Annotated in this window: 18 protein-coding genes and 2 pseudogenes; 11 read left to right on the top strand and 9 right to left on the bottom strand. The window is 47.4% G+C overall.

Translation table 11 applies throughout. The features are described from left to right. Nucleotides 1–80: 80 nt before the first annotated feature. Nucleotides 81–611, top strand: a complete 531-nt coding sequence (locus tag BEB54_RS12990) for a helix-turn-helix transcriptional regulator (protein ID WP_000478615.1) — start codon at nucleotides 81–83, stop codon at nucleotides 609–611. Between the two features lie 60 nt (nucleotides 612–671). On the opposite strand, the gene chuS is transcribed toward BEB54_RS12990, so the two are convergent. Together chuS and chuA are read right to left on the bottom strand one after the other, a co-directional pair. Beyond that, nucleotides 672–1,700, bottom strand: coding sequence for a hematinate-forming heme oxygenase ChuS (gene chuS, locus BEB54_RS12995; protein ID WP_032185374.1), 1,029 nt, complete (start codon nucleotides 1,698–1,700; stop codon nucleotides 672–674). A gap of 48 nt (nucleotides 1,701–1,748) precedes the next feature. Continuing rightward, complete coding sequence (gene chuA, locus BEB54_RS13000; RefSeq protein WP_032185375.1) at nucleotides 1,749–3,731, bottom strand: TonB-dependent heme/hemoglobin receptor ChuA/ShuA; 1,983 nt, start codon at nucleotides 3,729–3,731, stop codon at nucleotides 1,749–1,751. A 683-nt stretch (nucleotides 3,732–4,414) separates the two neighbouring features. Here chuA and shuT point away from each other — a divergent pair. The 6 genes and pseudogenes from shuT to BEB54_RS13035 all read left to right on the top strand — a co-directional run bounded on the left by shuT (nucleotide 4,415) and on the right by BEB54_RS13035 (nucleotide 9,624). Beyond that, a pseudogene (gene shuT / locus BEB54_RS13010) lies at nucleotides 4,415–5,329 on the top strand (heme ABC transporter substrate-binding protein ShuT). A gap of 19 nt (nucleotides 5,330–5,348) precedes the next feature. After that, on the top strand, nucleotides 5,349–6,686 hold the full coding sequence (gene hutW, locus BEB54_RS13015; RefSeq protein WP_105282210.1) for a heme anaerobic degradation radical SAM methyltransferase ChuW/HutW: 1,338 nt from the start codon (nucleotides 5,349–5,351) through the stop codon (nucleotides 6,684–6,686). Between the two features lie 12 nt (nucleotides 6,687–6,698). Further along, entirely contained in the window at nucleotides 6,699–7,193 is a 495-nt protein-coding gene (gene hutX / locus BEB54_RS13020) for a heme utilization cystosolic carrier protein HutX (protein ID WP_105277420.1), read from the top strand. Further along, complete coding sequence (chuY, locus tag BEB54_RS13025) at nucleotides 7,193–7,816, top strand: anaerobilin reductase (protein ID WP_105277419.1); 624 nt, start codon at nucleotides 7,193–7,195, stop codon at nucleotides 7,814–7,816. The genes hutX and chuY overlap by 1 nt, the downstream gene beginning before the upstream one ends. A gap of 48 nt (nucleotides 7,817–7,864) precedes the next feature. Continuing rightward, on the top strand, nucleotides 7,865–8,857 hold the full coding sequence (shuU, locus tag BEB54_RS13030) for a heme ABC transporter permease ShuU/ChuU (RefSeq protein ID WP_000910402.1): 993 nt from the start codon (nucleotides 7,865–7,867) through the stop codon (nucleotides 8,855–8,857). Then, nucleotides 8,854–9,624: a heme ABC transporter ATP-binding protein gene (locus BEB54_RS13035; protein WP_000622316.1), complete on the top strand. Its 771-nt coding sequence runs from the start codon at nucleotides 8,854–8,856 to the stop codon at nucleotides 9,622–9,624. The genes shuU and BEB54_RS13035 overlap by 4 nt, the downstream gene beginning before the upstream one ends. Nucleotides 9,625–9,675: 51 nt before the next feature. Here the strand turns inward: BEB54_RS13035 and BEB54_RS13040 are convergent, their stop codons facing one another. The 3 genes from BEB54_RS13040 to hdeA all read right to left on the bottom strand — a co-directional run bounded on the left by BEB54_RS13040 (nucleotide 9,676) and on the right by hdeA (nucleotide 11,161). Beyond that, nucleotides 9,676–10,323 (bottom strand): MgtC/SapB family protein, encoded by a 648-nt coding sequence (locus BEB54_RS13040; protein WP_001296814.1) that lies wholly within the window; start codon nucleotides 10,321–10,323, stop codon nucleotides 9,676–9,678. 63 nt (nucleotides 10,324–10,386) lie between these two features. Further along, complete coding sequence (hdeB, locus tag BEB54_RS13045; RefSeq protein ID WP_001298717.1) at nucleotides 10,387–10,713, bottom strand: acid-activated periplasmic chaperone HdeB; 327 nt, start codon at nucleotides 10,711–10,713, stop codon at nucleotides 10,387–10,389. Between the two features lie 115 nt (nucleotides 10,714–10,828). Continuing rightward, the gene (gene hdeA / locus BEB54_RS13050) at nucleotides 10,829–11,161 is read right to left on the bottom strand and encodes an acid-activated periplasmic chaperone HdeA (protein WP_000756553.1); all 333 of its coding nucleotides are present in this window, start codon (nucleotides 11,159–11,161) and stop codon (nucleotides 10,829–10,831) included. A 254-nt stretch (nucleotides 11,162–11,415) separates the two neighbouring features. On the opposite strand from hdeA, the gene hdeD reads away from it, so the two are divergent. Both hdeD and gadE read left to right on the top strand, forming a co-directional pair. Further along, nucleotides 11,416–11,988 (top strand): acid-resistance protein HdeD, encoded by a 573-nt coding sequence (hdeD, locus tag BEB54_RS13055; RefSeq protein WP_000965671.1) that lies wholly within the window; start codon nucleotides 11,416–11,418, stop codon nucleotides 11,986–11,988. Nucleotides 11,989–12,786: 798 nt separating this feature from the next. Next, nucleotides 12,787–13,314, top strand: coding sequence for an acid resistance transcriptional activator GadE (gene gadE / locus BEB54_RS13060; RefSeq protein WP_000576690.1), 528 nt, complete (start codon nucleotides 12,787–12,789; stop codon nucleotides 13,312–13,314). Here the strand turns inward: gadE and BEB54_RS13065 are convergent, their stop codons facing one another. Continuing rightward, nucleotides 13,315–13,593, bottom strand: coding sequence for a hypothetical protein (locus BEB54_RS13065; RefSeq protein WP_001205315.1), 279 nt, complete (start codon nucleotides 13,591–13,593; stop codon nucleotides 13,315–13,317). It abuts the gene before it with no gap. 107 nt (nucleotides 13,594–13,700) lie between these two features. Here BEB54_RS13065 and mdtE point away from each other — a divergent pair, with 107 nt between their 5' ends. Both mdtE and mdtF read left to right on the top strand, forming a co-directional pair. Then, nucleotides 13,701–14,810, top strand: coding sequence for a multidrug transporter subunit MdtE (mdtE, locus tag BEB54_RS13070; RefSeq protein ID WP_311023917.1), 1,110 nt, complete (start codon nucleotides 13,701–13,703; stop codon nucleotides 14,808–14,810). 24 nt (nucleotides 14,811–14,834) lie between these two features. Next, nucleotides 14,835–17,948: a multidrug efflux pump RND permease MdtF gene (mdtF, locus tag BEB54_RS13075; protein ID WP_089575752.1), complete on the top strand. Its 3,114-nt coding sequence runs from the start codon at nucleotides 14,835–14,837 to the stop codon at nucleotides 17,946–17,948. A gap of 362 nt (nucleotides 17,949–18,310) precedes the next feature. Here mdtF and gadW read toward each other — a convergent pair whose 3' ends face one another. From gadW to BEB54_RS13095, 3 genes and pseudogenes are all read right to left on the bottom strand, one after another. Beyond that, on the bottom strand, nucleotides 18,311–19,039 hold the full coding sequence (gadW, locus tag BEB54_RS13085; protein ID WP_105272318.1) for an acid resistance transcriptional activator GadW: 729 nt from the start codon (nucleotides 19,037–19,039) through the stop codon (nucleotides 18,311–18,313). Between the two features lie 368 nt (nucleotides 19,040–19,407). Then, entirely contained in the window at nucleotides 19,408–20,232 is an 825-nt protein-coding gene (gadX, locus tag BEB54_RS13090; protein ID WP_105272317.1) for an acid resistance transcriptional activator GadX, read from the bottom strand. Nucleotides 20,233–20,600: 368 nt separating this feature from the next. After that, a pseudogene (locus BEB54_RS13095) lies at nucleotides 20,601–20,975 on the bottom strand (glutamate decarboxylase); the annotation flags it as partial.

The following is a 20,975-nucleotide window of genomic DNA, read 5'->3' on the forward strand; positions in this document are numbered from 1 at the left end:
TATTATTATTATAAGCCCTGTCCTGTTAATTACCTTTGGCAAACTGATTATAAAGTTAATGTCCGCACCAGGAGTCGGTTATGTTTCTTATAATTACCAGGGATACGATGTTCTTCACTGCGATGAAAAACATTCTGAGCAAAGGTAATGTCGTTCATATACAGAACGAAGAAGAGATCGACGTAATGTTGCATCAGCATGCCTTCGTCATTATTGATACATTAATGAATAATGTATTTCATTCTAATTTGCTCACTCAGATTGAACGATTAAAACCTGTCCATGTGATTATTTTCTCTCCCTTTAATATTAAACGCTGCCTGGGGAAAGTACCGGTGACCTTTGTTCCGCGAACTATCACCATCATCGACTTTGTCGCACTCATCAATGGCAGTTACTGCTCTGTGCCTGAAGCGGATGTGTCCCTTTCGCGCAAGCAGCATCAGGTTCTGAGCTGCATTGCGAATCAAATGACAACGGAAGATATTCTGGAGAAACTGAAAATATCGCTAAAAACGTTCTACTGCCATAAACACAATATCATGATGATCCTCAATCTTAAGCGGATCAATGAGTTGGTACGCCATCAGCATATTGATTATCTGGTGTGATCGATTGATTAATATAAAGAGGCCCAGCAATAAATAGCCAGACCTCCCTTTAATTATACGTTATGCAGTAACGCCTTCCGGTATCAGCGAAGCAATTTGCTTACGCCATTGCGCTTGCTCCTGTTCGCCTTCTGTACGTTGACCATAAAGTTGCGCTATCTGCGTACCATCATGGGCAAACAATTCCAGACTGGTCACATAACCGTCACTAGCAGGTTTACGGGTTACCCAGGTTTCAGCAATGCTCTCTTCTAATAGATGAAGAGTAAACGTCGGGTTAAAAATATTCAGCCAACCTTTCATTGGCACCACTTTTTCTACCACGCCAGTGAAAATCTGTACGCAGCCACGGTTGCCAACAAACACCATGATTTCATTGCCATCCTGCTGTGCAGATTCAAGAATTTGCGCCAACGCACTGTTGGATACTTTGCAGGCCAAATCATCTGCCACCAAATTGAACGCCTGTTGGCGCGTCAGGTTGTGGCGCTTGAGCAACGTAAAAAACTGATGAACGTCGGTCATCGCCCGCCACTCTTGCTCGACCACACTGGCATCGGCTCGCGTTTGAACAACTGGCGCATCAACGGCTTTTAACTCAAGCGGCGTATTCTCATCGGTGATAAACCGTGCCAGAAGCTCACTCCATGCCGCCATATCGGTATTGTCGGTGGCATAAACTTTTAGTAATGCATCGCCCTGATGATCAAAGAACTGAATACTCTGGCGTTCGCCACGAGTCGTATTTTCTTTGATGTGGAAAACACTGGCCCATTGATTGAGAAACAGACGCAAATCCAGCGCGCGCGGATTGAGGATCAATCCGGCATGTCCGTTTAAATGCTGGTTTGTGAACGCACCAACTTGCTCATGGACTGCATATTCATTACGACAAATACATTTGGTCTCGCCAACACTTTCGAGCGCCGCCAGAATGTCACGGATATCGCCGCACATCCGCCACGCATCGTGCGTGACGCGCGCAAATGCCAGTTCTGCTTCGCTAATATTCATTAAACCTGCGATGTCACGCGCGTACTTTCCGGGATTTTGTTCTTTTAACTCAAGCCAGCGTGTGTAGTGGTTCATTGTCTCTCTTCCTTCCAGATAAATGCCCCGAAATATCGGGGCAGATGATTACCATTGATAACTCACGAAAATTTTTCCGTTACGACCATCCTGTGGGATGCCTTGCGGCGACCAGTACTCTTTGTCGAAGGCATTGCCCAATACCAGAGTAGTGGTCATACCTTTGAGCGCCTGCTGCCCTTGATAACTGACGTAGAAATCATTCACACCATAGCCAGGTTGTTTGCTGTAACTGCTGCTGATATGTGTTGAGCGATCGGCAAACGTACCGACCCAACCAACAGAGAAGCCACTGTGAGCGATCGGAATATTCAGGGTGCTGGTAACGGTATCCGGGTTAATACTGGAAATATATTCCCCGGTATCGGTGTCTTTGCCGCGGGTACGGTTATAGGCCACATCAAGGCTAAACAGATCAGTGGTATATTTCGTCATCACATCCCAGCCCCAGATTTTGGCGTTCGGGACGTTATACGACATAGTTGTCGCCGCCGCGAAATCGACAGTCGTGGAGATGTAATCCTTCGCTTTGGTATCAAAGTAGCTGGCTTTAAATTCCAGGGCATCATTGGACAACATCAGGTCATCAAAACGCAGCCCAAAACCGTACTCCTGAGTTTCGTTAGTTTCCGGACGTAAGTTCGGGTTTGGCACCCAATAGTTGGTATAGAAGCGACCAATCGAGAAGTGCTTAGAATCGTTATACATTTCGCCCATCGTCGGGGCGCGGAATGCCTGGGCATATGAGCCAAATAACATCAGCCAGTTGGTCGGGTTGATAGTCATCCCCGCACGAGATGACCATTTGTCAGCATCAACATCTTTGTAGCCGTCGCTGCTACCGTGATAACTGTCATAGCGGGTTCCGCCAAGCAGGGTAATCGGCAGATCGCGTAAGGTGATCTCATCCTGTAGCCAGCCAGAGCTAAAATCGATTTTTGCTTGCGGAAAGCCCGTCGTCGCGCCACCCGGATGTTGTTCCTGACGATAATACTCACCGCCATATGTCAGTAAGTGAGAAGCGAAACTGTCGGCAAATAGAGTGGAACGGTTCTCCAGCCTGGCTCCTTTTGTTATCTGTTCACGATACTCGCCGGAACTCCCCGTGTTTTGCGCATTAATACGGACTTCCGACCAGTAAATTTTTGCATCTGCATTTAACCAGTCGTTGCCCTGCGGGGCGAGTTTATAAGAAAGCTGCGCATCGCGTTGAATTGTTGAACGATCAACCATCGGGTTGCTGCTTTCAGAAGCCTCAACGGTCTGCGGATTTTTTGGTTCACGCGCGTCGTTGTTGTAGTAACGCACTAAACCGCTCAGAGACTGGGCTGAATCAATTTGCCAGGTCCCTTTCGCCAGCATGTTATTAATGGACTCGTCATTCGGCGCGGTTTCACCATTGCTCTGGCGTAAATCACCCCGATCGCGACTGGACCAGGCCACAATACCATCCAGATTTTCAGTTCGCCCAAACGCGCTCGCGCCTAATCCCAGGCTATGGTCCCCCGTGCCACCAGTACCAAAGACACGAAAACCACTACTTTGTCCTTCCTGCAATAAATCTTTTGCATCGACCGTATCGTAGGAGATCACCCCACCCAGCGCGCCACTGCCATACAGTAATGCTGAAGGTCCGCGAACAATCTCAACACGCTTGATCAGCGCCGGATCGAGAAAAGTACCATTCAGATGTCCGGTATCCGTTCCCTGGCGAACACCATCGACAAGAACCAGCACGCCGCGATGATCATAGCCACGCATATTTACATCCTGACCGTTGGTTCGTCCGGTACCATCAAGAGTAATTCCAGGAACATGACGCAGCAGATCGGTGGCTGAAGTAGCCGTTTGATTTTCAGGAGCGGAAGTGTCGATGACGCTGACCATCATAGGCGCTTCGAAGGAACTACGGGCATTCCCCGTTGCCGTAACGGTCATGGTTTCAGTAGCAAAAGCAAACGTTGGCAAGGTGGCAGAAACAGCCAAAGCCAACAAACTCAAACGCAACGAGGTAAATTGCGGACGTGACATAGCGATTCTCCATGAGGAAAATAAAAAATGCTGGCTGCCTGGGTTAATACCGGGGTGGCTTGCGAGAAATAAATTTATTTAAAATTCAGAGCGATAATATTCGCCGGGTGAGTTTACAGGCGTTTATATCCCATGAAATTGCCTGGTATCTCGGCAAATACGCAAAAGCACGCCCTCTTTATCAGGCAAAACGATATGCCCCATCAGGAGTGAAGAGCGCTGTGCGTTATCCCTTGCAAATGCTATGGTTTTGTTATCCATATGGTCGTGTTTTGTTAAGCGCGAACGTGATAATGAGAATTATTATCGATCAATTTTTTATGATCAAGCTTTTTTTTAACCGCCATTAACACAATAAACAGGGGGTTATGAAACCTATCCTGCGCCCTGGAAACCACTTTGTTTTTATGGTTATTCCCCCATGACCTCATCACTAAACTTTGTCGTTAACAGTGATAATTTTCTCTTCTCTTTGCTCTGCAAGCCGCGATATCTCTGGGTTCTCAGCTTTTTCCCGCGCTGAAATTTAGTCGGTAACAAGAACGTTAGCTGACGAAGCATCTTGATAAAAATCAAAAATAAATACGCTTGTAACGCCTTGCGTATTGAATCGACGGTTGTATTTCATATATAACTCAAATGATAATCATGATCATTCTCAATTTGATAAGAGTTCTCATATTATGCCAAGGATCATCACCAGGCCGTTTCTTTTTTCCCCACTGACGTTATGTATTTCAGCCGTGGCCTCTGCCGCGAAGACCGCGGTAAAACGAAAAAAATTGTTTACGGCAGTACTGGCTCTTAGCTGGGCTTTTAGCGTAACGGCTGCCGAACGTATCGTGGTCGCAGGAGGATCGCTGACGGAGCTAATCTACGCGATGGGCGCTGGCGAACGCGTGGTTGGTGTCGATGAAACGACATCTTATCCACCAGAAACCGCCAAACTGCCGCATATTGGCTACTGGAAACAACTCAGCAGCGAAGGCATTTTGTCACTTCGCCCGGATAGCGTAATTACCTGGCAGGATGCCGGGCCACAAATTGTGCTCGACCAACTACGAGCGCAGAAAGTCAACGTCGTCACCCTGCCGCGTGTGCCTGCCACCCTTGAGCAGATGTTCGCCAACATTCGCCAACTGGCAAAAACGCTACAGGTTCCTGAACAAGGCGAGGCGCTGGTGACACAGATCAACCAACGCCTGGAGCGAGTACAGCAAAACGTGGCGGCCAAAAAAGCCCCGGTTAAAGCCATGTTTGTTCTCTCCGCAGGCGGAAGTGCGCCACAGGTTGCCGGTAAAGGCAGCGTCGCGGACGCCATTCTTTCGCTTGCCGGAGCAGAAAACGTCGCAACCCACCAGCAGTAAAAAAGCTACAGTGCAGAATCACTGATTGCGGCTAATCCAGAAGTGATTGTCGTAACCTCACAAATGGTCGATGGCGATATTAACCGGCTACGTTCTATTGCCGGAATTACCCACACTGCCGCATGGAAAAACCAGCGCATTATCACCGTTGATCAAAACCTGATTCTGGGAATGGGTCCGCGTATTGCTGATGTCGTTGAGTCTTTACACCAGCAGCTTTGGCCGCAATAAATGGATTTAAATCAGACGAATGAACACAAATAACCCCCTGGATCTCACGCCACATTTTGCTTTAGACGGTGATCAGCCATTTAAAGACAGGCGCGCCATGATGCCGTTTCGTGGGGCCATTCCAGTTGCCAAAGAGCAACTGGCACAGACCTGGCAAGAGATGCTCAATCAAACGGTATCACCACGTAAGCGACTGGTTTATCTACACATTCCTTTTTGTGCAACACACTGCACGTTTTGTGGTTTTTATCAGAACCGTTTTAATGAAGATGCGTGTGCTCATTATACCGACGCCCTGATTCGTGAAATAGAAATGGAAGCGGACAGCGTATTGCATCAGTCTGCCCCCATCCACGCGGTCTATTTCGGTGGCGGCACGCCTTCCGCGCTTTCGGCACACGATTTGGCCAGAATTATCACCACATTACGAGAAAAGCTGCCACTGGCCCCTGATTGTGAAATCACTATCGAAGGCCGGGTACTGAATTTTGACGCTGAGCGAATCGATGCTTGCCTTGATGCAGGAGCAAACCGCTTCTCAATTGGTATTCAGTCGTTTAACAGCAAAATCCGTAAGAAAATGGCCCGCACCTCGGATGGCCCAACCGCCATTGCGTTTATGGAAAGCCTGGTCAAACGCGACCGTGCTGCGGTGGTCTGTGACCTTCTGTTTGGCCTGCCGGGTCAGGATGCGCAAACCTGGGGAGAAGATCTGACTATTGCCCGCGATATCGGTCTCGACGGCGTCGATCTCTATGCGCTCAATGTCCTGCCCAATACACCGCTGGGCAAAGCCGTGGAAAATGGGCGTACTACCGTGCCCTCTCCGGCAGAACGACGCGATCTTTATCTGCAAGGGTGTGACTTCATGGACGACGCTGGTTGGCGCTGTATCAGTAACAGCCACTGGGGCCGTACCACACGCGAACGCAATCTCTATAACCTGCTGATTAAACAAGGTGCCGATTGTCTGGCCTTTGGTTCCGGAGCCGGCGGTTCGATTAATGGTTACTCCTGGATGAACGAACGCAGTCTTCAGACCTGGCATGAATCCGTCGCGGCAGGCAAAAAACCGCTGATGATGATCATGCGTAACGCCGAACGTAATGCGCAATGGCGTCATACCTTGCAGTCAGGTGTTGAAACAGCGCGTGTACCGCTGGATGAACTTACGCCACATGCCGAAAAACTCGCGCCGTTACTGGCTCAATGGCACCAAAAAGGCTTAAGCCGCGATGCTTCAACTTGCCTGCGGCTGACTAATGAAGGTCGTTTCTGGGCAAGCAATATTTTGCAGTCTCTTAATGAACTAATTCAGGTACTTAATGCGCCAGCGATTGTGCGTGAAAAACCATAACAGGAGTGATTTATGAGCCATGTCTCGTTACAAGAATTTTTGAAAACGGAGCCGGACGGTACGCTGGAGGTGGTAGCCGAACAATACAACACCACACTGCTGGAAGTAGTGAGAAATCTACCCTCCTCTACCGTAGTGTCAGGCGATAAATTCGATACTGTCTGGGATACCGTCTGCGAATGGGGCAACGTCACCACGTTAGTACATACTGCCGATGTAATCCTCGAATTTAGCGGCGAACTGCCTTCGGGTTTCCATCGCCACGGCTATTTCAACCTACGCGGAAAGCACGGCATGTCCGGGCATATCAAAGCAGATAACTGCACACATATTGCCTTGATCGAACGTAAATTTATGGGCATGGACACCGCATCCATTCTCTTTTTCAACAAAGAAGGCAGCGCAATGCTGAAAATCTTCCTCGGCAGGGATGACCATCGTCAGCTCCTGAGCGAACAAGTCAGCGCCTTCCATGCTCTGGCAGCATCGTTAAAGGAACACACCTGATGACGCCGTGGCTACTCTTTGGCGCAGGCGGAAAAGGTGTGGGTGCCAGAACGCTTGAACTGGCGCTGGCGGAACAACGTCCGATCGTTGCTGTCATTCGTCATGCTGATGCCGCCACGAAACTGGCGCAACAAGGCGTACAGGTTTTTACAGGCGACGCCTGTGATGCCAGCGTAGTCGCGGCTGCTTGCCGCGCAGCTGGCCCGGATGCGCTTATCATCTCAACAATGGGCGGAGCTCAGGATTATCTGGCACACAGAACAGTGATTGATGAGGCCGAAAAGGCCGGCATCAGTCGCATGATTCTGGTGACCTCTTTGGGATGTGGCGATAGCTGGCCGTTTTTATCGGAGCGGGCAAAGGCTGCGTTTGGTCAGGCGGTACGGGAAAAAACGCTGGCGGAAAGCTGGTTGCAAACCAGCCAACTTGATTACGCCATTCTCCGCCCTGGCGGTCTGCTTGATGGTGCGGCAACGGGCAAAGCACAACGGATACAAAATCAGGAGTGTCATGGTTTTGTTAACCGCGCCGATGTCGCCGCACATATCCATGAACTGGCAAATGCGCCAGCACTTAACCAGCAGGTCTACAGTCTGATTGAACCGGACCTGAAACCGGCGTGATCCCCCGGCGCGGAATCTCCGCGCCGTAATGTCGTAACGGAGTTTTGCGTGCTCAAGGATTCACTCTCTTCCGCCAGGGTCTTTATGGGGCTATCACTATTATTGCTAGCTCTGGTGCTGTTCGGTGCCAGTCAGGGAGCGTTAAAGATCAGTTTTGATGCCCTTTTTGATGAGGAATACCGCGATATCTGGCTCAATATTCGTCTACCACGGGTTTTGCTGGCGGTGCTGGTAGGTGCAGCGTTGGCAACCGCCGGGGTAATTATGCAGGGGCTTTTTCGCAACCCAATGGCTGACCCTGGATTACTCGGCGTCAGTAGCGGTTCTGCATTAATGGTTGGCGTTGCTATTGTGCTGCCCTTTTCCTTCCCAGTGGTGCTGGTGCTCTATGAGCAAATGGTGTTTGCCATTGCCGGAAGTTTAGTGGTCTGCACCATCATTTTTCTCATCACGCAGCGCCATCGCGATGGCAGCATGATGCAATTATTACTCGCCGGTATCGCCATCAATGCCCTGTGCGGCGCAGCGATCGGCATCCTGAGCTATATCGGCGATGAGCAACAGCTACGACAACTCACATTGTGGATGATGGGCAATCTTGGACAGGCGCAATGGCCGACGTTATTGGTTGCCAGTTCATTCATCCTACCGGCCATTATTGCAACAACTTGTCTCGCCGGAACGCTGAATTTACTGCAGCTCGGTGATGAAGAAGCCCACTACCTCGGCGTGAACGTTAAGCGTAAACGCCAGCAATTACTGTTAGTGAGCTCACTGCTCGTTGGTGCCGCCGTATCGGTAAGCGGCATTATCGGCTTTATTGGCCTGGTGATCCCGCATCTGATTCGTATGACTACCGGGGCAAATCACCGCTGGCTAATCCCTTGCTCCGCCCTCGCCGGAGCCTGTTTATTGCTGATGGCAGACACGCTTGCCCGCACACTGGTACAGCCAGCAGAAATGCCCGTGGGATTATTAACCAGCCTGCTTGGTGGCCCTTATTTTATGTGGTTGATTCTGCGCAACCGGAGGATCACATGATCAGCGCCCAGAATCTGGTTTATAGCCTTCAGGGGCGGCGTCTGACTGATAATGTCTCGCTGACTTTTCCCGGTGGGGAAATTGTTGCCATTCTCGGCCCTAATGGTGCGGGAAAATCTACGCTGCTTCGCCAGTTAACCGGCTATCTTCAACCTGATAGCGGCGAATGTCGGTTGTTTAATAAGCCATTAAATGAATGGTCGATTACTGAACTGGCGAAACACCGGGCCGTGATGCGTCAAAATAGCCACATGGCGTTTCCATTCAGCGTACAAGAAGTTATCCAGATGGGGCGGCATCCGCATCGTACTGGTAATCAGGATAATGAAACAGCACAAATAATGGCGTTATGTGACTGTCAGGCGTTAGCAAACCGCGACTATCGGCAATTATCCGGTGGTGAACAACAGCGCGTGCAATTAGCGCGCCTGCTGGTGCAACTCTGGGAACCAACTCCCTCACCGAAATGGTTATTTCTTGATGAACCAACTTCGGCGCTGGATATTCACCATCAGCAGCACTTGTTTCGTTTATTACGCCAGCTAGTTCACGAACGGCAGTTCAATGTTTGCTGCGTATTGCACGATCTAAATCTTGCCGCGCGTTATGCAGACCGTGTTGTATTAATGCAAAAAGGAAAGGTTATCGCAAATGGTAAACCGCAGGACGTATTGACACAGCAGGCGCTGACAATGCTCTACGGCGCGGATATTACCGTACTTAAAGATCCTGCCAACCATTCACCACTGATCGTCCTCGATCATTAAAACCAACAGGAGTACCGCTCTGGTACTCCTGCGAATAAATAACTATATAGATTAGCTAATTGAAACGCCTTTCACCCCTGCCATACCTTTTAATAATCGCAACAGATCTTCTATCGACGTCGTGGCATGAAGCTGAATATCAATGGCGACCACTTCATGATCTTCATTTTCCTGCAACGAAACTAAATCCGTTTTTATTTTTTGCTGCTTAAACCAGTCGAGCATTGATACCGTATTACCGTTCACTAATGTCAGCTGTAAATGGTAATTTTTATTCATCAGGCGGAAGGTTAATTGATGGAAGACTTCCAGCACCAGTAAGGTCATCACTGAACCATAAATGCCCAGTTCGTACATACCGCTACCAATAACCATACCAATGGCGGCGGTCACCCAGATATCCGCTGCCGTCGTCAGACCTACAATATTTTGGTTACGAACGAGAATGTTACCTGCACCGATAAACCCGACGCCCGTCACCACCTGAGCAGCAATACGGCTGGGATCCAGTCCGACGTGATCTAAAGACAGCACGTCAGCAAAACCATATTTCGAAACAATCATAAACAGGGCGCTTCCCATGCCAATTAATACATGTGTGCGTAACCCTGCTCCTTTGCCGCGCATTTGCCTTTCCATGCCAATAGCGCCACAGGCAATTGCTGCGAGTATAAGACGTATAATAAATTCTGCTGTCATATAAAAATGCAAAAAGGAGCAGCAAGATGGCTCAACTTGCTACTCCTTTTTACTTGTGCCCCATTAATTCGGCAAGTCATTAGATGCTTGATTTTTGAAAGTATACAAATTTTTCTGCGGATTTTTTTTGCAGTATTCGATCACTTTAGGAATTTGAGTAAGATCGGTTTCATTTAAAGTAACAGTATCACCACCTTTATAAACTGTTTCTTCATGCAGCATCCACCACGCAACCGGTGTCATTGCTTTTGGATTCAGATCAATAAATTCCTGGCAAGTCATATCTTTAGCGGATTCATTGGCTGCCAGCGCAGATTGTGCGTTCACCAGTGACAAAGCCGCTACAGCGCCCATAAAAATAAACGCTTTACGGAGAGATGAAATATTCATTTTGTAACCCATTCAATATAGAGATTAAATATGAACAGAAGGAATAGCTGCTTTTGAAGAAGGTATTCCTACCTGTTCAATATGCAAGGAAGTACGATGTAACGTATTCCCGGAATTACATATCTTTCTTAACTTTGTCCCATTCGCTTTTAACTTTATCTTTAAAGTTGGCTTGTTTATCCTGAGTACAAGCCTGAACGATCGCTGGGGTTACGGTTGCAATACCCTGAACATCTAAAACCGCATCTTCTGGTTTATCTTTATTGTTCAGTGCTTCAGCAAAACCAACTGCAGTTGGCTGGAAGGATTCGTCCACAGCCAGAAAATCTTCACAGGTCCAGGTGTTGACCGGTTTTTTGTTATCAGCTGCTTTTTGCGCATCCGCTGCATTGCTCACAACTGGCAGAAGAAGCAGACCACCAAGAATAACGCCTAATACTTTTTTCATCGTAATATCCTCAACTATAAAGTGAAAGAGCCGTCACGAATCAATTTCGACACTGAGGTTATAACCTGGTTTTCTGTATATGTCATGTTGATGGAAAATATCAAAATCAGATATTTTTATTTCAATACAATAAGTTACAGATGCATCAGATACTGTAATTAGGAAATTTTTATTAAATCGACTGCATTCTTAGACGCGTTTTTGGCATAGATTGATAGCAGGGGATTTTCTTCTTAATTTTATAGGGTGGTTCTATGTTATATATAGATAAGGCAACAATTTTGAAGTTTGATCTGGAGATGCTTAAAAAACATCGCAGAGCAATCCAGTTTATTGCCGTGCTGCTGTTTATCGTCGGGTTGCTGTGTATCAGTTTTCCGTTCGTCTCTGGCGACATTTTAAGCACAGTAGTGGGTGCATTATTAATCTGCTCAGGTATTGCGCTTATTGTCGGGTTATTCAGCAACCGCAGTCATAATTTCTGGCCTGTATTATCCGGTTTCCTCGTCGCAGTCGCCTATTTATTGATCGGCTATTTCTTCATCCGCGCACCGGAGCTGGGCATTTTTGCCATTGCGGCATTTATTGCCGGTTTGTTCTGTGTGGCAGGGGTTATTCGCCTGATGAGTTGGTATCGTCAGCGTTCAATGAAAGGCAGTTGGCTACAGCTCGTTATTGGTGTGCTGGATATCGTCATTGCCTGGATATTCCTTGGTGCAACGCCGATGGTTTCTGTAACGCTGGTTTCCACACTAGTGGGAATTGAACTGATATTTAGCGCCGCTAGCCTGTTCAGCTTCGCCAGTTTGTTTGTTAAAAAGCAATAATTATCCCTATTGCCACCTGGATCATAGTCACTTGATGTGACTATGATCCAATTAATACTCTCTCCGCTACACAGCATTTTAGATCAATTGCGCGCTATCATTGAAATAATTACCTGCTGATGAGTATTTCAACCTACTGAATTTTATCTGATTTTTTTCATTGCATGGCAAATTAGCCATTTCAAACATTATCATGGCTGATATTTTCCGTAGTCAGGTTTAATGTTTTAAAAGTGCTGTGGGAAAGTGAACAAAGAGTTCCGTAAACGTTGATGCTATGGGCGGTTAAATAAGTAATCCGGGTTCATTTTTTTGCAACTGGCGTTGATTACATTGCATAAATATCCGTGTCTCCAGACGCTATATAAAAACCTGAAGACATGAATGAGTTATTTACTCAGGTAATTTCAATGCGTTAAAAGAAAGCTGGCAATCCAATTGCCAGCTTAAGTCGAAACAAGGAGACTCGATATTTAAATCGGATTACATTTTAACTTTAGTAATATTCTTCAGAGATCACAAACTGGTTATTGATAACTTATTCTTGGGCAGTAATCCGCAAACGTTAATTTTTTGTTTGCGGTTTACAATCTGATAACAACCAGGAATTTTACTTAGGATCAATATATGGAGTGCGTGATGGATAAATCTGAAGTATTGATTAGTGTTAATAGACGTATTAGTTCACGAAGGGCAAGGTTCTTATAGGCGTTTACTATATTGAACAACGATTCGGACAGGGATGTAAATAATGAAAAGGATGACATGTTCGAAACGATAACGGCTAAGGAGCAAGTTATGATTTTTCTCATGACGAAAGATTCTTTTCTTTTACAGGGCTTTTGGCAGTTGAAAGATAATCACGAAATGATAAAAATCAATTCCCTGTCAGAGATCAAAAAAGTAGGTAATAAACCCTTCAAGGTTATCATTGATACCTATCACAACCATATCCTTGATGAAGAAGCGATTAAATTTCTGGAGAAATTAGACGCCGAGAGAATTATTGTTTTGGCACCTTATCACATCAGTAAACTAAAAGCTAAAGCGCCTATTTATTTTGTCAGCCGCAAAGAAAGTATCAAAAATCTTCTTGAGATTACTTATGGTAAACACTTGCCCCATAAGAATTCACAATTATGTTTTTCACATAATCAGTTCAAAATTATGCAGCTGATTCTGAAAAACAAAAACGAAAGCAATATCACGTCAACGCTCAATATTTCGCAACAAACATTAAAGATTCAGAAATTCAACATTATGTACAAGCTGAAACTAAGACGTATGAGCGACATCGTCACCCTGGGTATCACATCTTATTTTTAGTCAGGACATAATTAACTGAAAATGATGGCAGGCATGAAGAGGGATGCAGATGCTGATTTCATTATCCCCGGTGATGACTAAAGGAGAGGCGAAAACGACTTTATTCCCCTGGTATGTGTATCCACCAGTAGAACCCTTCGTTGCCCGAATGCTGGCAGGAACTGTTGGCAGAACGGCAACATTTTTTTTGTCGTTGACCTCACCATGTCGATCACTGTGCTTGCATCCCATCTTACTGGCTGACAACCCCACTATGCCGCTGGTCTGTAAATCCCTCATACCTCTCCTCGCGCGCAATTTAAAGAACCGTTATATCTCAAGAATTTTCAGGGACTAAAATGAACAGAAGAAGAAAACTGTTAATACCGTTGTTATTCTGCGGCGCGATGCTCACCGCCTGCGATGACAAATCGACGGAAAACGCCGCCGCCATGACGCCTGAGGTCGGTGTCGTCACACTCTCCCCCGGTTCGGTCAATGTGTTGAGCGAATTGCCTGGTAGAACCGTTCCTTATGAAGTTGCCGAGATACGCCCTCAGGTGGGCGGTATTATCATTAAACGCAACTTTATCGAAGGCGATAAAGTGAACCAGGGCGATTCGCTGTATCAGATTGATCCTGCGCCTTTACAGGCCGATCTAAACTCCGCCAAAGGCTCGTTGGCGAAAGCACTCTCAACCGCCAGCAATGCCCGCATCACCTTTAACCGCCAGGCATCATTGCTGAAGACCAACTACGTTAGCCGTCAGGATTACGACACCGCGCGCACCCAGCTGAATGAAGCAGAAGCCAATGTCACCGTCGCCAAAGCGGCTGTTGAACAGGCGACGATCAATCTGCAATACGCGAATGTCACCTCGCCGATTACGGGCGTCAGCGGGAAATCGTCGGTGACCGTCGGCGCACTCGTTACCGCTAATCAAGCCGATTCACTGGTTACCGTGCAACGTCTGGACCCGATTTATGTCGATCTCACGCAGTCGGTGCAGGATTTTTTGCGCATGAAAGAAGAGGTCGCCAGTGGACAAATCAAACAGGTTCAGGGCAGTACGCCAGTACAGCTCAATCTGGAAAATGGTAAACGTTACAGCCAGACCGGCACGCTGAAATTCTCCGACCCGACGGTGGATGAAACCACGGGCTCCGTGACGTTACGGGCGATTTTCCCCAACCCAAATGGTGACTTGCTGCCAGGTATGTATGTCACGGCATTAGTGGATGAAGGTAGCCGCCAGAATGTATTACTGGTGCCGCAGGAAGGCGTCACCCACAACGCCCAGGGTAAAGCAACGGCGCTCATTCTGGATAAAGACGATGTTGTGCAGCTACGCGAAATTGAAGCCAGCAAAGCCATCGGCGACCAGTGGGTTGTCACCTCTGGCTTGCAGGCTGGCGATCGGGTGATCGTTTCCGGTTTGCAACGTATTCATCCGGGTATCAAAGCACGTGCAATTTCCTCCAGCCAGGAAAACGCCAGCACCGAATCGAAACAATAACGTTGCAGGCTTAAGGGGACTTTCATGGCTAACTATTTTATTGATCGCCCGGTTTTTGCCTGGGTACTTGCCATTATTATGATGCTTGCAGGTGGTCTGGCGATCATGAACTTACCGGTTGCGCAATATCCGCAGATTGCGCCACCAACCATTACCGTCAGCGCAACCTATCCGGGTGCCGATGCGCAAACGGTAGAAGACTCGGTCACTCAGGTGATTGAGCAAAATATGAATGGGCTTGATGGCCTGATGTACATGTCTTCAACCAGCGATGCGGCGGGTAATGCCTCCATCACTCTGACCTTTGAGACGGGGACATCGCCTGATATCGCGCAGGTTCAGGTGCAAAATAAACTGCAACTCGCTATGCCTTCATTACCTGAAGCGGTGCAGCAGCAGGGTATTAGCGTCGATAAGTCGAGCAGTAATATCCTGATGGTAGCGGCGTTCATTTCTGATAACGGCAGTCTCAACCAGTACGATATCGCGGACTATGTAGCGTCTAATATCAAAGACCCGCTAAGCCGTACCGCGGGCGTTGGTAGCGTACAACTCTTTGGTTCCGAGTATGCCATGCGTATCTGGCTGGACCCGCAAAAACTCAATAAATACAACCTGGTACCTTCCGATGTTATTTCCCAGATTAAGGTGCAAAACAACCAGATTTCTGGTGGTCAACTGGGTGGCATGCCACAGGCGGCAGACCAGCAACTGAACGCCTCGATCATTGTGCAGACGCGTCTGCAAACGCCGGAAGAATTTGGCAAAATCCTGTTGAAAGTTCAGCAAGATGGCTCGCAAGTGCTGCTGCGTGATGTCGCCCGCGTCGAACTTGGGGCGGAAGATTATTCCACCGTGGCGCGCTATAACGGCAAACCTGCTGCCGGTATCGCCATCAAACTGGCTACCGGAGCAAACGCCCTGGATACCTCGCGAGCGGTGAAAGAGGAGCTGAACCGTTTATCGGCTTATTTCCCCGCAAGCCTGAAGACGGTTTATCCTTACGACACCACACCGTTTATCAAAATTTCTATTCAGGAAGTTTTCAAAACGCTGGTTGAGGCTATCATCCTCGTCTTCCTGGTCATGTATCTGTTTTTGCAGAATTTCCGAGCCACAATCATCCCGACGATTGCCGTACCGGTGGTTATTCTCGGGACGTTTGCGATCTTGTCGGCGGTCGGTTTCACCATCAACACCCTCACCATGTTCGGGATGGTGCTGGCGATAGGGTTGTTGGTGGATGACGCCATCGTGGTGGTGGAGAACGTCGAGCGTGTCATTGCGGAAGATAAGCTACCGCCGAAGGAAGCAACGCATAAATCCATGGGGCAGATCCAACGTGCGCTGGTCGGGATTGCCGTTGTGCTTTCCGCAGTGTTTATGCCGATGGCCTTTATGAGCGGTGCAACCGGGGAGATCTACCGACAGTTCTCCATCACGCTGATCTCCTCGATGCTGCTTTCAGTATTTGTCGCAATGAGCCTGACCCCTGCCCTGTGCGCCACCATTCTGAAAGCCGCGCCGGAAGGCGGTCACAAACCTAACGCCCTGTTCGCACGCTTCAACACGCTGTTTGAAAAATCAACTCAGCACTATACCGATAGCACCCGCTCACTGTTGCGTTGTACCGGTCGCTACATGGTGGTCTACCTGCTGATTTGCGCCGGGATGGCGGTGCTGTTCCTGCGTACGCCGACCTCTTTCTTACCAGAAGAGGATCAGGGGGTATTTATGACCACCGCGCAGTTACCTTCCGGTGCAACCATGGTTAACACCACGAAAGTGCTGCAACAGGTGACTGATTATTATCTGACAAAAGAGAAAGATAATGTTCAGTCGGTGTTTACCGTTGGCGGCTTTGGCTTCAGTGGCCAGGGGCAAAACAACGGTCTGGCGTTTATCAGCCTCAAGCCGTGGTCTGAACGTGTCGGCGAGGAAAACTCAGTTACCGCGATCATTCAGCGGGCAATGATTGCGCTAAGCAGTATCAATAAAGCCGTCGTCTTCCCGTTCAACTTACCCGCGGTGGCTGAACTGGGTACCGCGTCAGGTTTTGATATGGAACTGCTGGACAACGGTAACCTGGGGCACGAAAAACTGACCCAGGCGCGAAACGAGCTGTTATCACTGGCTGCGCAATCGCCGAACCAGGTTACCGGGGTACGCCCGAACGGCCTGGAAGATACGCCAATGTTCAAAGTTAACGTCAATGCCGCGAAAGCCGAGGCAATGGGCGTGGCGCTGTCCGATATCAACCAGACAATTTCCACCGCCTTCGGCAGCAGCTACGTGAACGACTTCCTCAACCAGGGACGGGTGAAAAAAGTGTATGTCCAGGCAGGCACGCCGTTCCGTATGTTGCCGGATAACATCAACCAGTGGTATGTACGCAACGCCTCTGGCACGATGGCACCGCTTTCTGCCTATTCGTCTACCGAATGGACCTATGGTTCGCCGCGACTGGAACGCTACAACGGTATCCCGTCAATGGAGATTTTAGGAGAAGCGGCGGCCGGGAAAAGTACCGGTGACGCCATGAAATTTATGGCAGACCTGGTCGCTAAACTTCCGGCAGGCGTCGGCTACTCATGGACCGGACTGTCTTATCAGGAAGCGTTATCCTCAAACCAGGCTCCCGCGCTGTATGCCATTTCACTGGTCGTGGTGTTCCTCGCCCTTGCCGCACTTTATGAGAGCTGGTCAATTCCGTTCTCGGTGATGTTGGTTGTACCGTTAGGCGTCGTTGGCGCATTACTGGCCACCGATCTGCGCGGCTTAAGTAATGACGTCTACTTCCAGGTTGGTTTGCTGACTACCATCGGGCTTTCCGCCAAGAACGCCATCCTGATCGTCGAATTTGCCGTTGAGATGATGCAGAAAGAAGGGAAAACGCCGATAGAGGCGATCATCGAAGCGGCGCGAATGCGTTTACGCCCAATCCTGATGACCTCTCTGGCCTTTATTCTCGGCGTGCTGCCGCTGGTAATCAGTCATGGTGCCGGTTCCGGCGCGCAAAACGCGGTAGGTACCGGCGTGATGGGCGGGATGTTTGCCGCAACAGTGCTGGCCATTTACTTCGTTCCAGTCTTTTTCGTTGTAGTGGAACATCTCTTTGCCCGCTTTAAAAAAGCGTAACGTGTAAATGAGAGTAAGGTTGAACGTGAGGGTTCAGCCTTACTCTTTCCTGCTAACCATTCACCACTCAACAACCAGCTGACCGTCAGGAATACCAGGCTTAGTACACAGCACTGAAAGTAGAAGCCACTCCAGCCATTCGTCATCAATTTGAACAGCACAATACTGACCCACATTCCCGTAATCGTATGAATTGTCAGCTTAATAATCCCAAACATGCCGAGTCTTTTCCTCCTGAAAATACCTATACCGCCTGGCTAACTACGAAAGAGATCTTGCCGGTAGCCCGGAAGAGATCATCAGGAAAGAGTTTCACATGAAGCAGGTGCGAGATCCTGACCAATATTCAAATACGAAATAGGTCAGGAGAAGGTACCCGGAGAATGTTGCGCAAACTGATGTGGCGTTACACCATAATATTGTCGAAATGTGTTTATAAAGTACGACGTACTGCTATACCCACATTTTTCTGCAATAGTATGTAGAGGAATTTGACGTAACTCGAGTAATCGTCTGGCCATCGACATCCTGGAGGCGAGTAATATTTTACTGAAACAGGTATTTTCATCCTGCAACTTTTTTTTGATGAGACTCTCGCTGGTATACATTCTTTCCGCGATATCGCGTAGATACCAACGTTTAGCGATATCAAAGCTAATAAGGCGTTCAACTTTTCCTGAAACAGTACTGATACTATTGAAAAGTAAGGGGATAAGTTCTTTCTTATGAGAAAACATTGATAAACAGGAAAGGTAAAGCATCTTGCTCATTATCGGCGAATTTACCCCGGATTCATTGAAACTATCAAAAATCGCCGTCACCAGAGGCATGGGGGGGGACTGGTTAATTAACAAACGGTCTTTGCTATGTAACCCTAAATTGCGTGGTAGCTGACGAATATTTTGTAAGTAATGGCAAATTGTCAGCTCATCGATATCCAGCCGTCGCGTATCCGGTGAACAAAACGCAAAATCATCTGCCAAATTTTTATCCAGCAGTAGAATACTTTCGTTGTGCAACGATATTTTTTGCTGTTCATGATGAATATCCAATGAACGACGAACGAGGATCACCGAGCAGACATGAGTCATGACTATCCCTTATATTTCATTACTGCGATTATTTCAATTTCAGTATACTAATGAAATGACGCCAGACTGTTTCTTAGTGCAAAAACTGCCATATTTGGTAGGACCAAAATTTATCCACAAAGTAGTTTTGCATAACAGTTAATTGATAATAAGTAAATGCAACACCAATATATTTTCACACAGCGTATAGCTTATGTTTATAAAAAAATGGCTGATCTTATTTCCAGTAAAAGTTATATTTAACTTACTGAGAGCACAAAGTTTCCCGTGCCAACAGGGAGTGTTATAACGGTTTATTAGTCTGGAGACGGCAGACTATCCTCTTCCCGGTCCCCTATGCCGGGTTTTTTTTATGTCTGAGTAAAACTCTATAATCTTATTCCTTCCGCAGAACGGTCAGTGCCGTAAAAATTCCCTTGTGCAACAATACTTGCCACCGAGTCACGGTTCGGCAATTCTTGTGCCGATCGCTCCTGATACTCTGTGGGCGTCATCCCATAATAATTTCGAAAAACGTAAATGAAATACGACACGCTGTGATAACCACAGGACACTGCGACTCTTTTAATTGAAAACCCATGTATAACAATAAGTTGTAAAGCACGTTGCATTCTACACTCAGTAAGCAACTGTGAATATGACGTACCTTCTTCGCGCAATTTTTTCTTTAACAGGCTTGAACTCATCAACAGCTCGCTGGCGATTTGGGCTAATGTCCACTCATGGGCGATATTATTATTGATGACCGTACAAACTCGTGTTCGCATGTTCGGTTGCAAAACGTTCAGAAGCAGCGGTATAAACTGCTCGTCCTCCAGGAAAACAGATAACAACGCAAAGATTAATGCTCTTTTACGGAGCATTTCTGCATAGCGCAGATTCTTATTCTGCGATAGTTGCGCAACCTCCTGAAAAACAGGAATATCTCTGGTACAGTGATGAACGAGTAACGAAGGAACTTTTTTATGTGCATGAAGATTTAATGCCTCCTCCTTGAGCATCGGGAGAAATAATGAAAGCGTGTCCCTTGAAACTAATACAAAATTCTCGACACACTTATCCACTTGAATTTGACTTGCATCCGCAAAAACCAGTTCACCGCCATTAAAATAGCGATATTCACCATTAACCATGGTGAGAATATATTTATGTCTTGCGTACGCAATTAGACAATTACCATGTAGTGATTGCATAGTCGGCTTAATATTACATAAACATATTACTGTTTATTAATGTAGCACGCCGCCCTCTTAAGTCAAATTGATTGATAAATAAATTTAAACGAAGCGGGAAAACAGGATGATGATGTGTGATGATAGTCGGGCTGGATAACTGGATTTATAATACAAAAAAAGGCGTTAAAAACGCAGGGAAATTATTAGTAAGCAAATAATCCCTTATTGTGATATTAAACGGTCTCGCCACCCTTAATAACATTCATATAACATATATCTTATCAACACGATGAATAAACAGCCAATATATTATTGCATGAATAAGTAACCGAATGCCCCACCTGTTTTTTAAGGTCGGGGCATTCGGTTTTTACAAAATTATGTTATCAGGTGTGTTTAAAGCTGTTCTGCTGGGCTATACCCTGCAGTTTCGGGTGATCGCTGAGGTATTTCAGGGAGGCTTTGTAGTCTTCCAGTAACAGTTCAGCAAAGTCCATTTCGAAGCCACGACGGCACATAATGCGCATCACCACGATGTCAGTGGCTTCACCGCCGAGAGTGAAGGCCGGAACCTGCCAGCCGCGCAGGCGCAGACGTTCAGAGAGGTCGTAGAGGGTGTATCCCGGGTCTTCACCATCTTTCAGTTTGAAGCAAACCGCCGGGATGCCTTCGTCCGGGCGACCGGTACAGATGAACTCATACGGCCCCAGTTTGGCGATTTCATCCGCCAGATAAGCGGCAACCTGGTAGGAAGCGTTCTG

Source organism: Escherichia sp. MOD1-EC6021 (assembly GCF_002965245.1).
In the GTDB taxonomy this organism is placed as follows: domain Bacteria; phylum Pseudomonadota; class Gammaproteobacteria; order Enterobacterales; family Enterobacteriaceae; genus Escherichia; species Escherichia coli_F.

Bases quoted from the DNA above. Each gene is read 5' to 3' on its own strand.
- chuA (WP_032185375.1), bottom strand. From the start codon at position 3,731: ATGTCACGTCCGCAATTTACCTCGTTGCGTTTGAGTTTGTTGGCTTTG.
- hdeA (WP_000756553.1), bottom strand. From the start codon at position 11,161: ATGAAAAAAGTATTAGGCGTTATTCTTGGTGGTCTGCTTCTTCTGCCA.
- chuS (WP_032185374.1), bottom strand. From the start codon at position 1,700: ATGAACCACTACACACGCTGGCTTGAGTTAAAAGAACAAAATCCCGGA.
- gadW (WP_105272318.1), bottom strand. From the start codon at position 19,039: ATGACTCATGTCTGCTCGGTGATCCTCGTTCGTCGTTCATTGGATATT.
- chuY (WP_105277419.1), top strand. From the start codon at position 7,193: ATGACGCCGTGGCTACTCTTTGGCGCAGGCGGAAAAGGTGTGGGTGCC.
- hdeD (WP_000965671.1), top strand. From the start codon at position 11,416: ATGTTATATATAGATAAGGCAACAATTTTGAAGTTTGATCTGGAGATG.
- BEB54_RS12990 (WP_000478615.1), top strand. From the start codon at position 81: ATGTTTCTTATAATTACCAGGGATACGATGTTCTTCACTGCGATGAAA.
- mdtE (WP_311023917.1), top strand. From the start codon at position 13,701: ATGCTCACCGCCTGCGATGACAAATCGACGGAAAACGCCGCCGCCATG.
- BEB54_RS13065 (WP_001205315.1), bottom strand. From the start codon at position 13,593: ATGAGGGATTTACAGACCAGCGGCATAGTGGGGTTGTCAGCCAGTAAG.
- BEB54_RS13040 (WP_001296814.1), bottom strand. From the start codon at position 10,323: ATGACAGCAGAATTTATTATACGTCTTATACTCGCAGCAATTGCCTGT.
- hutX (WP_105277420.1), top strand. From the start codon at position 6,699: ATGAGCCATGTCTCGTTACAAGAATTTTTGAAAACGGAGCCGGACGGT.
- BEB54_RS13035 (WP_000622316.1), top strand. From the start codon at position 8,854: ATGATCAGCGCCCAGAATCTGGTTTATAGCCTTCAGGGGCGGCGTCTG.
- hdeB (WP_001298717.1), bottom strand. From the start codon at position 10,713: ATGAATATTTCATCTCTCCGTAAAGCGTTTATTTTTATGGGCGCTGTA.
- gadE (WP_000576690.1), top strand. From the start codon at position 12,787: ATGATTTTTCTCATGACGAAAGATTCTTTTCTTTTACAGGGCTTTTGG.
- hutW (WP_105282210.1), top strand. From the start codon at position 5,349: ATGAACACAAATAACCCCCTGGATCTCACGCCACATTTTGCTTTAGAC.
- mdtF (WP_089575752.1), top strand. From the start codon at position 14,835: ATGGCTAACTATTTTATTGATCGCCCGGTTTTTGCCTGGGTACTTGCC.
- gadX (WP_105272317.1), bottom strand. From the start codon at position 20,232: ATGCAATCACTACATGGTAATTGTCTAATTGCGTACGCAAGACATAAA.